Below are 12,185 nucleotides of genomic sequence, written 5' to 3'. Positions count from 1 at the left end.
GGAGGGCCGGTCCACGCACGTACTCCTCGGTGAGGGACGGGGTCCGAGTGGGAACGGACCAGGAAACCGGGGTCGACGTGCGGGGGCAGGTGCAGGTTTGCACCTGCCGTAGCGTCATGTGGTCAGGTGGAGTGTCCTCGTTCTTTGTGAAAGGTCCTTCACTGATGCCCATGTCCTTCTTCGTGTCGCGTCAGGCCAAGATCGGTGACGTGGCGGCCCTGGTGGGCACGACACCGCGGGCGATCCGGCACTACCACGACATGGGCCTGATCCCCGAGCCCGGACGGGGCGGCGACGGCCGCCGCCGCTACGGCTTCCAGGACGTGGTCCGGCTGCTGTGGATCCGGAAGATGGCCGACGCGGGAATCGCCCTGGACGACATCCGTGACGCCTTCACCACCACCGCGGCCGGGACCGAGACCGCGGCCGGGACCGGCGAGAGCGAAGGGGACGGCATGGGGGCCACCCTGGCCCGGCTGGAGGAGGCTCTCACCGCCCAGGAGGCGGAGCTTGCCCGCCAGCGGGCCCGTGTGCAGCGGATGCGTGCCGAGGGCAGCCGGATGGGCCTGCTCTCCAAGGCAGTCACCGGCCGTCTGAAGAGTCTTCCCGAGGGCTCGCTGCGCCAGGCGGACCTGGACACCCTGCTCGTCACCGAGCGGATCTTCGGTCCTCTCGGCGCGGCCGTGCAGGCATCCCGGTTCATCGCGCTGGCCACCCATCCCGAACTTCGGGCCGAGTCCGACCGCGTGGACACCGCCGAGGAAGCACTCGACGAGACCGTCGCCGTCGACGACCCACGCGTCGCCAAAACGGCCGCCCAGCGCCACGCCTTCGAGAAGACCCTGATGACGGCGATCGAAGAGTCGGGGATCGCAGAGGAGGAAGCAGCCCTCCTCGACGCCCTGGACACCGCTCACCCCGAGGGCGCCGAAGACACACCGGAGCCGGATGCCAAGGATGGTGGCATGAGCGCGTTCGAGGCGGTCGCCAAGCTGCCCCACGACTTCTCCCCGGCCCGAGTACGGTGCGCGGAACTGGCCCAGGAACTCGCCACCCGCGACTGAATGGCGCTCCTGAGCTGCGCCTGACAAGTGATGCGCGGTGAGGGATGTCCGGGCGAGGGGGTGGGGTTCTCAACGAGAGGGGGCCGTCGCTCGTTCCATGCGAAGGCAGGACGCCGCAGGCTCATTGGGGTGATCCGGTACGAGGCTCCACGCATGGCTTAGCGGCTGATCGACGACGTCTTCAACGCGCTCGACGAGCAGACCGTCATCGTCCGGGGCACCGGCACCCCCGACGTCGCCATCCCGTCCCTGGCCCGCGGCACTGACGATGCGCCGAGTTCCCGAACGGCGCCGCTGCACACCTGGCGATCTAAACGATCCCGGAACTTGAAGCCGCCTGGAGCGAAGGCACGTTAGGCATGTGCGACTTGCCAGCTCCCGGGAGAGTCTTGTACCGCTCTTGGTCGAAGCCGGGTGGACGTCCGCCGCGCGATCCCCTCCGCAGGCGGGCGGCCTGGCTGTCGGGCTTCTCCGGGATCGTGTGCCGGATGCCCCTTCGCCGCAGGTAGTCGCGGCACGGGCCGTTGCTGTACGCCTTGTCGGCCGCGACGCTGTCCGGCTTCTTGCGTGGCCTGCCCAGCCCCGGCCGGGGCACACGGATGTTCTCCAGCACGGGCTTGAACTGCGCGCATTCCGCCCGCTGTCCAGGTGTCACCACCAGGGACAGCGGGCGGCAGCGGCCGTCCGCGCTCAGGTGGAGCTTGGCGGTGAACCCGCCCCGCGAGCGGCCCAGGCCCTCACCTCCTGCACCACCTCCACCAGCCGGCCGTGAAGGCTCTGCCACGGCGTCTCGTCCTGGTGTTCTGCCGCTTCGGCCCACTTTGAAACAGGGCCGAAGGCGGATCGGTGCGGGCGCTGGCCGCGTGCTGATGCGCGCACGATCGTGGAGTCGGCTGAGACGTCCCAGTCGATCTCGCCTGCTGCGTCGGCCTCGGCCTGGACCCGCTGGAGAAGTCGTTCCCAGGTGCCGTCGGCGGACCACAGCCGGTGCCGTTCATAGACGGTCTTCCACGGGCCGAACCGTTCGGTCAGGTCACGCCACTGCACCCCGGTCCGCACCCGGTGCAGAATCCCGTCGATCACCTGCCGGTGGTGACGCCACCGGCCACAACGCCCGTTGCTCACCGGTAGGAACGATCTCAGCTGTTCCCACTCGGCATCGTTCAGATCACCCCGCCCTGTTCCCGGAACAACGACCTGGACACAGCGCAGTCACATGATCGAACGGACAAGTCCTAGGCGAGCACGGCCGACATGGCGGCGTCGATCGAGTTACCCCGCGGGCGCGGGAACGACGGCTCGGCGAGGGCTTCATGCGCGCAAGCACAGTCGAGCAAACGGCGAAGCCCCACCGAAGGCAAGCGGCGCGTTCAGGCTTCCGTGGTCATCCCGGCCCACGCGATCAGTTGGCCGGTCCACTGAGGCATCGGGACAGGCTCGAGGGCGAGCCTGTCGTCGTGCGCACAAGGGCTGGTCGCCACCCGGAGTAATGGTCAAGATCTGTGGATCGATGGTCATGTGCGGGGTCTGACTTTAGGTGTCGTTGTGACCGTGCAGGAGTTTCAGGCGAGGCCCTCGAGGAAGTTCGAGAGCGTGGTGTGCAGGATCCCAGGCTGTTCCAGGTGCAGGTCGTGGCCAGTGCCGGGGATGCTCATGGCCATGGTGGCCGGTCGCTGCCGGAGCATCTCGTCGGCTTCCTGCGCAGGGATGAAGCTGGATTGCGCCAGGACGACCAGGGTGGGGCATGCGACCTGCCCCCACTCCTGCCGGAAGGAACGCTGGGCGTTCTCCGTCAGCGAGCGGACCATCACGTCCCGGTCGAAGCGAGGCCACCATCCACCGTCGCGTTCTTCCAGCCCGGCCGCCCAGCCTGCGCCGACCGGTCCGCCGCCGAGGAAGGCGGCTGCCGCTTCGCGTGAGGGAAACGGTGTCGGCCACGAGTCGAGCCATTCGCCGACGTCCACGGGGCCGTTCGGGTTCGGACCGCCGGAGCCGGCCTCGACGAGCACGAGCGCGCGGACGAGTCCGGGATGCGCGGCGGCGGTGAGCATGGCCGTCTGCCCGCCCAGCGACTGGCCGACCAGAGCGGGCCGCTGCAGCGCCAGCTGATCGACAACGGCGATGACGTCGGCGACGTAGGAGGCGCGGGAGACGTCGCACGGGTGGCGCTCGCTGGCGCCGTGCCCGCGCTGGTCGAGGGCGACGACCCGGTATCCGGGGCTCAACTTCCGTGCCAGCACGTCCCATTCACCCGCGTGACCGGCCAGGCCGTGCAGCAACACGATGGGCTGTCCGGGCCCGCCCCAGTCCCGGCAGGCAAGCCGGATGCCGTCTCGCACCACCACGTGTTCAGACCATGCCACGTCGGCCCCCAGGAAATCGGCTGGCCTTGATCATGCCGCAACCGCCTCGGGGCGTTCGACGAGCTGACCGCGTTCGAAGCGGGCACCTGCCCGGACGAGGGCACGAGGTGGGGTGCGTTCACGGCCCGCTACCGTTGCTGGGCGGACTCGACGAGCTTGAAGACCATGGCCAGGGCGGCGGTGCGGGAGCCGGCACCGCGGGTGTCCTTGGTCCGCAGCCGGACGGTGGAGAAGGTCGACTCGACGGGGTTCGTGGTGCGCAGGTGGATCCAGTGCTCAGCAGGGAAGTCGTAGAACGCCAGCAGCTGGTCCTGGCACCGGTGATCTTCTTGACCGCTCCAGGTGTGTCTCAAGGTGGTCTGAGCCAGTGCTCGCGGGTGTGGGCATGGCCGATCGGACGGTGCCGGCGGCGGTCTCGCTGCGCCGGGCGCCTTCAGCTCGGACAGGCCGGACAGGGCCGACCTCCGGTGACGGCCCGGGGCCACGCGAAACAGGTTGTTGCTGGCGCGTGTGTCTGAGGCGAGCCTCGTGCACCCCACCTGTTGCGCCCGCTGTGGTCGTCTCGACCGCTTCTGAGCTGCGTGAACTCCAGTCGCACGCTCATGGCGCCCCGGAGAGGCATCGGCAAGGACGTCAAGCGGGACTGGGTGGCGCGCACCGGCTGCTGGAGCCGGACTGAGCGTGTGCTGCTGACCTACGACCAGGTCCGCGCCTACGAACTGCCCGCGGCCGAGGGCAAGCAGGGCGCCCCGAGGTGGCCGGCCTTCGCCGAGCGCTACGACTTCGACCTCCGCCATCCGGTGCAGTGGGAGGTGGAGGCCCTGGAGCCGGCCGAACTCCAGCGCCGGATCCTTGCCGCCGTCGCCCCGTACGTCGACCGCGACGTCCTCGCCCGGCAGGTTGCTCGCGAAGAAGCGCAACGCCGCGCCCTCGCCGCCTCCCTGGAGGGCTGGGACGCGACGGGCGGGGGAGCGCCGCCGTAGGCGCTGGCCGGTGCCTGGCGACGGCCTCGGCTGTCGGTGGCGGCTGGGAGGCTGGGACACATGGACAAGGATGGGGAGTTGCTGCGCGGCCGGATCCATGCACGCGGCGTTCGAGGCGGCCCGATTCCAGGCCGCCACCCCACTGCGGATCTCGAGATCCTGTGGCAGCCGAGCCACGCCGGTCTGGATCTCGTCCGCTGTCCAGCCGCAGGCCGGCCAGCCAGTGCGGCTGGAGATCGTCTGCGAGACAGCCGGGATGGTTCCTCAGCTTGTCGCTGTCGCCGACCCGTCCGGCGTGCCTGTGTATTCGGGCAGCGGATTCAACGGGCTGCCGGCGAAACGGGGAGCAGCGCTGCGTGCGGCTGCTGACGGACACCGCGCGGTGAGGGTTTTCGTCGTCTCCGACGGGGACCAGAGCGGGGTCCACCTGCTCTCCGCGCTGGCCGAGGAAATCTTGACCTCTGGTGCCGCGTCCAATTGATCGGGTTTAATGCCCTTCCACTCCACCTAAGCGTGCAGGAGGGCCGTTCCGTGAGTTCATCACCACCGCCGGGCGACGGGATTCCGCCGTTACCGCCGCAGCCGCCGGGCCCCGGGCCTGCGCCCACGCCCCGGCGCCTGGGCGAGGTCGCAGCCCTCGTCTCTGCCGTAACCGCCGTTATCGGTCTGCTGCTCGGCTTCTTCGGATTGCCAGCCGTGGTCAACTCGCCTACTGCCAGGACCGTGACGGTCACGGAGACCGCCACCGTTACGGCGCCGCCACCCCTCGACACGGGCGACACCGCGACGCCTTCCAGTCCCGCTCCGTTGCCGACGGGTGAGGTCGCGCTGCGAGACCTCACCCCAATCAACGACCCCTACGACGAGAGAATCAAGCTGCGCTCCGCCACACTGAAAGGCAAAACCTACTCAAACGCCATGACCTTTTCCCTCGCTTGCAATACCAGCGTCGAGTACAGCATCAACGAACGCTACAAGACGCTCACCTTGACGGTGGGGCTCGACGACAATGGGGTAGCAACGCCCGGAAAGTTGTCGATTTTCGGCGATGAGACGGAACGCAAGAACGTCATGCTGGAGATCAACCACCCCCAGAGTGTGACGGTGGACGTCTCCAACGTCGTCAAACTCCTCATCGCCCCCGACATCAGCGATTCGGGGTACTGCAATGGCGACGGGGTCGTTGTGGCACTCGCAGACGCTGTCCTGCGATCCTGAGCATCAAGAGAGAGCGGCTCAGCCCTTCCCCCTGCGGAGGATTCGTCCCGCGGAGGCTCGTCCGTCTCCTGCATCGGGCTGGTAGTCATCGAACGGGCCGATTAGTCCGGGCATGGTGTCGAAGACCGCGCAGTCCTTCATGCAATGTGGAGTCAGCGACAAGTTCAGCGATCACTTCACGCGACCCGTCATCTGCCGACTCCCGGTGATCGCTGCCGCCGCTGTTCGACGTCGGGGAAGATGAGTTCGGCCTCCCCTTGGCAACCACGAACCACCCCCTTGCCGCGTTGGACGCTGCCGAGACTTGAATCGGAGCAGTACGCGAACGGTGGGTAAACCAGTCCATGGCGGGTGATGAGTATCGTGGCTACGTGCTGGCCGGCCGCCCCGCCACTGCACCTGAAGGCCCGCCGTGGCCCGCCCTGATCACGGCATCACGTAACTCCGGTCAAGTGCCTGCTTGTGAGCCGTGCAGCCAAGGCCGGGGCGGCAGACACGCCAGGTAAAGCAACCGTACCGGGTGAGAATAAGTCCTCCCCAGGAGGAGGGACTTCAGAATGGATGCCAATACAGTCACTGCTATCTGCGCCACGGCCATCGCTTCTGCTTCGTTCGTCGTCTCGGTCCAGCAGGGCAGGGCAAGCCGGGAGCACAATCGCCTGTCGGTCCTGCCGACTCTCCAGATCTTGGTCAACGCGGCCACTCCCTGACCATCGACCACGGCTGGCGCAAGGTCGCCGACACCGCCCTCGCCTTCGTCCGCCGGTTCGCCCACCCGGCCTCCTCGAGCGACGGCCCTGTCGGACAAGGCCCCGACCGTGGTCTCAGGCGTGGCGGGGGCGGGCTGCGGTGTCGAAGTAGAAGGCGTCGATGCTCTGGACGGCCTGTTCGAACTCCTCCAGGTTGACCGGCTTGGTCACGTACGCGTTGGCGTGGCTGCTGTAAGCGCCGACGACGTCGTCGGGCGCCGAGGAGGTCGTGAGGACCACGACCGGGATGGTCTGCAGGTCGTCATCGGTCTTCAGGACCTTGAGCAGGTCCCGGCCGTTCATCCGGGGCATGTTGAGGTCCAGGACGATGAGGTCGGGGCGCACACTGCCAGGGGTGCGCAGGTGTTCAAGAGCGGCGACTCCGTCGGTGACCTGAACCAGGTTGCGGCCCCCGCGCTCGGAAAGGGCTTCCTCGATGAGCATGGCGTCGGCCATGTCGTCCTCGACGAGGAGGACGTCGAAGGGGCGGGCGGGGGTGGTCATCATCGGATGCTCCGTGGGTGCTTCGGTGGAGTGATTGACGAGTCCTGGCCAGCGGCGCCGGGCGCCCTGGCGGGTCATGCCGCAGGCAGCGCCGATCTGCGGATACCGGGCTCCCGTGCGGGCGGCGGCCGCCGCCGCTTCCCGCTGGAGGCGTTCGGCGGCCTGCTGGAGGTGGTCCAGCAGGTGCAGGAGAGTCAGGGCCTGCGCCGGTCCGCTTCTCGACGAGGGCGAGGGATCCTCCAGTAGCTGCAGGGCAAGACGCCTCGCGAGCTGTCCGACCGCCGCTTCGGCAGCTGCGGCCGTCTCATCGGGGGTGGTCCGCAGAACGAAGTTCTTGCCAGGCATACCTGGCACTTTAGGACCTGATCCAGTCTCGCGACAACCAGCGTTGTCGAACGCCCTCTACAGTGTGCACTGCGCCCTTTGAAGGCGGCCGTCGCAGCGGAGGGATGCAGAGGGTGAGCAGGAACGAGAGACTGCCCCGTGCGCGGGCGTTTTCCTCGTGGACGACCCGGCGGTGGCTGCGCGTTGGGGTGGCCGTGTCGCTGACGGTCCTGGCGCTGCTCGGGTCGACGGGGGCATGGGTGCTGGAGCGTACGACATCGCTCAGCGACGACCTCGTGAATGTGCAATCCCCCGCCCTGAGCACGTCGTTGCGCCTGGAATCGGCGCTGCTGAACCAGGAGACCGGCATCCGCGGCTACGGGCTCACCGGTACGCCCGAATTCCTCGCCCCCTACCGGAGCGGGCTCGCCGACCAGGCAACGTCCACCGCAAGCCTGGCGGACCTTCTCCACGGCGACGCGGCCGGACTGAAGGACCTGAAGATCGTGCAGGACGCCGCGGAGGCCTGGCAGGAGAGGATCGCCCGACCGATCGCCGCCTCCCCCGCCGGGACTCCCTCTCGCCTGACCGCCGAACGCGCCGCCGAGGCGAAGGAAGCCTTCGACGCGGTCCGCGGCGCCCTGAGCACTCAGCAGGAGCGACTACGCGAGGACCGGGCACAGGCGGTGGAAGACCTGTCGGCCACGATGAGGCTGCGGAACTGGGTGTTCGCCGCTATCGCGCTCGTCATCGCCGTCCTCGCGGCGCTGGTCGTCGAGGCACTGCGCCGCGGCATCACCACGCCCCTGGAGCAGCTCGGGGCAGCCGCCCGTACCATCGCCGGCGGAGACTTCGACCACCCCATCAACCCGACCGGGCCCGCGGACCTGCGGCGCCTCAGCGGTGAGATCGACGTCATGCGCCGTCGGCTGGTACGGGAGTTGGCGTTCACCGAGGAGTCGCGGCTGCGGCTCGACGCCCAAGCCGCCGACCTTCAGCGTTCGAATGCCGAGCTGGAACAGTTCGCATACGTGGCCTCCCATGATCTCCAGGAGCCGCTGCGCAAGGTCTCCAGCTTCACCCAGCTCCTTCAGCGTCGCTACGGCGGACAGCTCGATGCCCGGGCGGATCAGTACATCGACTACGCGGTCGACGGCGCCAACCGCATGCAGATCCTCATCAACGACCTCCTCGACTTCTCCCGGGTGGGCCGCGTCCACTCTGAGCTGAAGAGCGTCGAACTCGGCTCGGTGCTGAAGCAGACCCTGTCCGCCCTGAGCGTGAGCATCGAGGAGTCGCAGGCGGTGATCACTCACGATCCGTTGCCGAGCCTCGTCGCCGACCCCACGCAGATGGGCATGCTGTGGCAGAACCTGATCGGCAACGCCGTCAAGTTCCGCCGCCCCGACCAGACCCCGAGGATTCACGTCTCCGCGACGCAGGAAGACGCGCTGTGGCGGTTCGCCGTCACCGACAACGGGATCGGCATCGCGCCCGAGTACGCCGACAAGGTGTTCGTGATCTTCCAGCGGCTGCACACCAAGGACGCCTACAACGGCAGCGGGATCGGTCTCGCCATGTGCAAGAAGATCGTCGAGTTCCACGGCGGGACCATTGCCGTCGACCCGGAGTACCAAGGGGGCGCCCGCATCACGTTCACCCTCGCCTGCGAACCCCCACCGGCCGCTGGCCCGTCCACGCTGCCGGAAGTGACCCGCGCCGACACGGGGCAGGCGACATGAGCTCCACGGCGACGGACACCCTTGCAGCGGAACCCCTTTACCGCGTTCTGCTCATCGAGGACGACCAAGGGGACGCCTTGCTGGTCGAGGAGCTCCTGGACGACACGGGGCTGCGGTTCGAGCTGGCCACGAGGACGACCCTCGCCGAGGCCCGCGCCCGACTCGCCTCCCACCCGGTCGACTGCATCCTGCTGGACCTGCACCTTCCCGATGTCTCGGGTACCGAGGCGATCGCCGCCGTCCGGGACCTCGCCCCCCATACCGCGGTGATCGTCCTGACCGGCCTGTCCGAGTCACAGGCCGGGGCTGAGGCGATGGCTGCCGGCGCTCAGGACTACCTCGTCAAAGGCAGGGTCGACGCAGACCTGCTGCACCGAACGATCCGCTACGCCGTCTACCGCAGCCAGACCGAACGCACGACGGCCGACGCCCAGAAAGCCCGTCTGCGTGCCGAGGAGAACGCCCGCCTGGAACGCGGCCTGCTGCCCCAACCCCTCCTCGACACCTCCACCATCACAGTGACCAGCCGATACCTGCCCAGCACCGAGCTGGCTCTGCTGGGAGGGGACTTCCTCGACGTCGTCGAAGACGACGACGGGCTGCTGCACGCGGTGGTCGGCGATGTCAGCGGACACGGCCCCGACGCCGCGGCGGCCGGCGTCTGTATGCGGATCGCCTGGCGCTCCCTCGTCCTCGGCGGACACCGCGGCCCCGACCTCCTCCACCTGATGGAACGCATCCTGATTGCCGAACGCGGCGCGCAGCCCCTGTTCGCGACCTGCACCCTCCTCAGCCTCGACCAGAAGACAAACAGGGCCACGCTCTACCTCGCCGGCCACCACGAACCCCTCCTCACCACCCCCGCAGGCACCCGGGAACTGGCCGCCGCACACGGAATGGCCCTGGGCATCGCCCCGGAGCTCGGCAGCTGGCCCGCCACAGCGGTCCCGCTGCCGGCCACCGGAGCCCTGACCCTCTACACCGACGGCCTCACCGAAGGCCACAACGGCTCGAGCACCGAGCGGCTCGGCGTCGAAGGACTCCTCGCGCTCATCCGCGACCTGCCGCCGACCGACCCCGCCGCTCACGTCGACCGCCTCATCAAAGAGACCCAGGCACTGAACACCGGACGCCACACCGACGACCTCGCCGTCCTACGGCTCGACTGGAACCACGAGTGACAGCTCCAGGGCGCAGGTCAGCGGATCAGCACGCATAGGCACGGCGGGCGCCTGCGGCTGCAGATCACCTTGTCCCTGGGCAGGGTGATCTGCAGCCGCAGTCATGCACGGCTCAATCTTGTCCTTGCACCATCGCCGCGACCGTTCGCCTGCTCGGGATTGTCCTCGGCAGGCCCAGGTTCAGACGGGTGGGTGCTGACCGGGGCCAGCGGGCTTGTGGGCCAGCGGCGTGGGGGACAGCGCGGCGTCCTCTTCTCCGGGTTCGAGGAGGGTGTCGGCCGCGCCGATGATCAACGGGTCGGGTTTACCGACAGCTTCGGGGTCCTTACTGGCGTAGTCGACGCGGGTGAGGAGGTGGCGGATGGCCTCGAGCCGGGCGCGCCGTTTGTCGTTGCTCTTGACCACGGTCCAGGGCGCCTCGACGGTGTCCGTGGCACGGAACATGGCGACCTTGGCCTGCGTGTAGGCATCCCACAGGTCCAGTGAGGCGATGTCAGTGGGGGAAAGCTTCCATTGACGGACCGGGTCGACCTGGCGGATCGCGAACCGAGTGCGCTGCTCGGCCTGGGAGACGGAGAACCAGAACTTCACCAGGCAGATGCCCTCCTCTACCAGCATTCGCTCGAACGCGGGGCATTGGCTGAGGAAGAGGTCGTACTGCTCGGCCGTGCAGAACCCCATGACCTTCTCCACGCCCGCCCGGTTGTACCAGGACCGGTCGAAGAAGACGATCTCGCCAGGGCCGGGCAGATGGGCCACGTAGCGCTGGAAGTACCACTGTCCGGCCTCACGCTCGGTGGGCTTGTCGAGTGCCACGACACGGGCCCCGCGCGGGTTGAGGCGTTCGGTGAAGCGCTGGATCGTCCCGCCCTTTCCGGCGGCATCACGACCTTCGCAGATGACGATCAGGCGCGCACCCGTGTCCCTGACCCATCGCTGCAGTTTCAACAATTCGATCTGCAAGATCCGCTTAGCCCGCTCGTACTCTCCTCTGGGCACCTTACGGGCGTAGGGATAGTTCTCCTGCCATGTACGGATAGGCCTTCCCTGGCCGTCCAGCAGGACCGGCTGCTCAGGTCGCCTGCTGTCCACGCTCAGCCCCGCCAGCAGGTCTCTTTCCTCACCCACACCTGGCCTCCTGTCCAGCGCGACACATCATTCCACCATTCTCCCGCCGGGTCGCCGCTTCTCGCGCGGCAGTCCCAGGGCCTCCGTGCGAGCCCGTCGGGCGCCACGGGGCTCGCAGCAGAGGCAGCATCACCGCAATACGCACTCGGTCGGCGTCCCAGCAGCGCAGGATCTCCGCGGGGCGTCTCCTGCCGACTCAGCCCGCCCGCCCTTCGCTGCTCCCTGCGGTTCCGGATCCGCCGGAACTGACCTTCCAGGCCATGCACCGCGACGATGCCGCGCCAGCACAACGTCGCGTCGGTCGTGCATCAGGTCAGAGGCCCATGCAAATCCCGGCCGGACCGCCCATCGACGCGGCAGAGCTGGCAGCGATGATCTGTTTATGAAGTGAGAGCCCGGGCAGTCGCCACTCACAGCGAAAAAGACTTCGAAGCCATGAGGAGGCGTTCATGACTGCCAGCGAGAAGGCCAAGGCGAAGACTGAGCAAGCCAAGGGAAAGATCAAGGAAACGCTGGGAAGCGCCACCGGAAACGACCGCATGGCTGCCGAAGGGCGGGCGGAAAAGAAGACGGGGGACGCCCGGGAGGCCAAGGAGAAGACCAAGGATGCCTTCAAGCGCTAATGCAGACTGCAGAGAGGGCCCCGCTTCACGCGGGGCCCTTTCTTTTGTTGGGCATCGGGCGAATCACGCAGCCTGAAGTCGGGTTCACGGCAGAGAATGCGGATACGCGCATCCCATGGAATCCACTAACCGCAAGCAGGATCCGCGCGGAAGGCGGGCGGCACATGCTCCGGCAGGCGCGGCAGCCCCGGAGAACCCCACGGACATGGCCGGGAAGTCCTGGTGGGCCGTGCTGAGGCGCACCATGAAGGAGGTCGCCGGCGATGACCTCGGCGACCGCGCCGCCGCTCTGACCTACTACGGCGT

At 68.1% G+C, this 12,185-nt stretch carries 10 protein-coding genes and 5 pseudogenes; 9 read left to right on the top strand and 6 right to left on the bottom strand.

Going from position 1 to position 12,185, the window contains the following annotated elements; genetic code table 11:
- The first annotated feature begins 164 nt into the window (after positions 1–164).
- A complete protein-coding gene (locus AB0M39_RS15615) occupies positions 165–1,064 on the top strand; it encodes a MerR family transcriptional regulator (RefSeq protein WP_365364384.1) in 900 nt (299 codons plus the stop codon).
- Between the two features lie 102 nt (positions 1,065–1,166).
- Positions 1,167–1,319 (top strand): annotated as a pseudogene (locus tag AB0M39_RS15610) (IS110 family transposase); the annotation flags it as partial.
- A gap of 133 nt (positions 1,320–1,452) precedes the next feature.
- Here the strand turns inward: AB0M39_RS15610 and AB0M39_RS15605 are convergent.
- The 4 genes and pseudogenes from AB0M39_RS15605 to AB0M39_RS15590 all read right to left on the bottom strand — a co-directional run.
- Positions 1,453–1,803 (bottom strand): annotated as a pseudogene (locus tag AB0M39_RS15605) (transposase); the annotation flags it as partial.
- A gap of 109 nt (positions 1,804–1,912) precedes the next feature.
- Positions 1,913–2,207, bottom strand: a pseudogene (locus AB0M39_RS15600) (transposase); the annotation flags it as partial.
- A 419-nt stretch (positions 2,208–2,626) separates the two neighbouring features.
- Positions 2,627–3,427, bottom strand: coding sequence for an alpha/beta hydrolase (locus AB0M39_RS15595; protein ID WP_365364382.1), 801 nt, complete (start codon positions 3,425–3,427; stop codon positions 2,627–2,629).
- A gap of 30 nt (positions 3,428–3,457) precedes the next feature.
- Positions 3,458–3,738: pseudogene (locus AB0M39_RS15590) on the bottom strand (transposase); the annotation flags it as partial.
- 291 nt (positions 3,739–4,029) lie between these two features.
- Here AB0M39_RS15590 and AB0M39_RS15585 point away from each other — a divergent pair.
- The 3 genes from AB0M39_RS15585 (at position 4,030) to AB0M39_RS15575 (ending at position 5,628) form a co-directional block, all read left to right on the top strand.
- On the top strand, positions 4,030–4,410 hold the full coding sequence (locus tag AB0M39_RS15585; protein ID WP_365364380.1) for a hypothetical protein: 381 nt from the start codon (positions 4,030–4,032) through the stop codon (positions 4,408–4,410).
- A 97-nt stretch (positions 4,411–4,507) separates the two neighbouring features.
- On the top strand, positions 4,508–4,891 hold the full coding sequence (locus tag AB0M39_RS15580; RefSeq protein ID WP_365364378.1) for a hypothetical protein: 384 nt from the start codon (positions 4,508–4,510) through the stop codon (positions 4,889–4,891).
- Between the two features lie 50 nt (positions 4,892–4,941).
- Entirely contained in the window at positions 4,942–5,628 is a 687-nt protein-coding gene (locus AB0M39_RS15575) for an NPCBM/NEW2 domain-containing protein (protein WP_365364376.1), read from the top strand.
- An 824-nt stretch (positions 5,629–6,452) separates the two neighbouring features.
- Here the strand turns inward: AB0M39_RS15575 and AB0M39_RS15570 are convergent.
- The gene (locus tag AB0M39_RS15570; protein ID WP_365364374.1) at positions 6,453–7,226 is read right to left on the bottom strand and encodes a response regulator; all 774 of its coding nucleotides are present in this window, start codon (positions 7,224–7,226) and stop codon (positions 6,453–6,455) included.
- Positions 7,227–7,339: 113 nt separating this feature from the next.
- On the opposite strand from AB0M39_RS15570, the gene AB0M39_RS15565 reads away from it, so the two are divergent.
- Together AB0M39_RS15565 and AB0M39_RS15560 are read left to right on the top strand one after the other, a co-directional pair.
- Positions 7,340–8,947, top strand: a complete 1,608-nt coding sequence (locus AB0M39_RS15565) for an ATP-binding protein (protein WP_365364372.1) — start codon at positions 7,340–7,342, stop codon at positions 8,945–8,947.
- Complete coding sequence (locus AB0M39_RS15560) at positions 8,944–10,128, top strand: fused response regulator/phosphatase (RefSeq protein WP_365364370.1); 1,185 nt, start codon at positions 8,944–8,946, stop codon at positions 10,126–10,128. Before AB0M39_RS15565 ends, AB0M39_RS15560 begins: the two co-directional genes overlap by 4 nt.
- Positions 10,129–10,308: 180 nt before the next feature.
- Here the strand turns inward: AB0M39_RS15560 and ppk2 are convergent, their stop codons facing one another.
- Entirely contained in the window at positions 10,309–11,256 is a 948-nt protein-coding gene (gene ppk2 / locus AB0M39_RS15555; protein WP_365364368.1) for a polyphosphate kinase 2, read from the bottom strand.
- Positions 11,257–11,705: 449 nt separating this feature from the next.
- Here ppk2 and AB0M39_RS15550 point away from each other — a divergent pair, with 449 nt between their 5' ends.
- Positions 11,706–11,879 (top strand): CsbD family protein, encoded by a 174-nt coding sequence (locus AB0M39_RS15550; RefSeq protein ID WP_365364366.1) that lies wholly within the window; start codon positions 11,706–11,708, stop codon positions 11,877–11,879.
- A gap of 115 nt (positions 11,880–11,994) precedes the next feature.
- Positions 11,995–12,185 (top strand): annotated as a pseudogene (locus AB0M39_RS15545) (ribonuclease BN); the annotation flags it as partial.

Origin of the sequence: Streptomyces sp. NPDC051907 (genome assembly GCF_040681075.1) — a bacterium.
Classification (GTDB): Bacteria; Actinomycetota; Actinomycetes; order Streptomycetales; family Streptomycetaceae; genus Streptomyces.
This window is presented reverse-complemented; position numbering and strand designations above follow the sequence as displayed.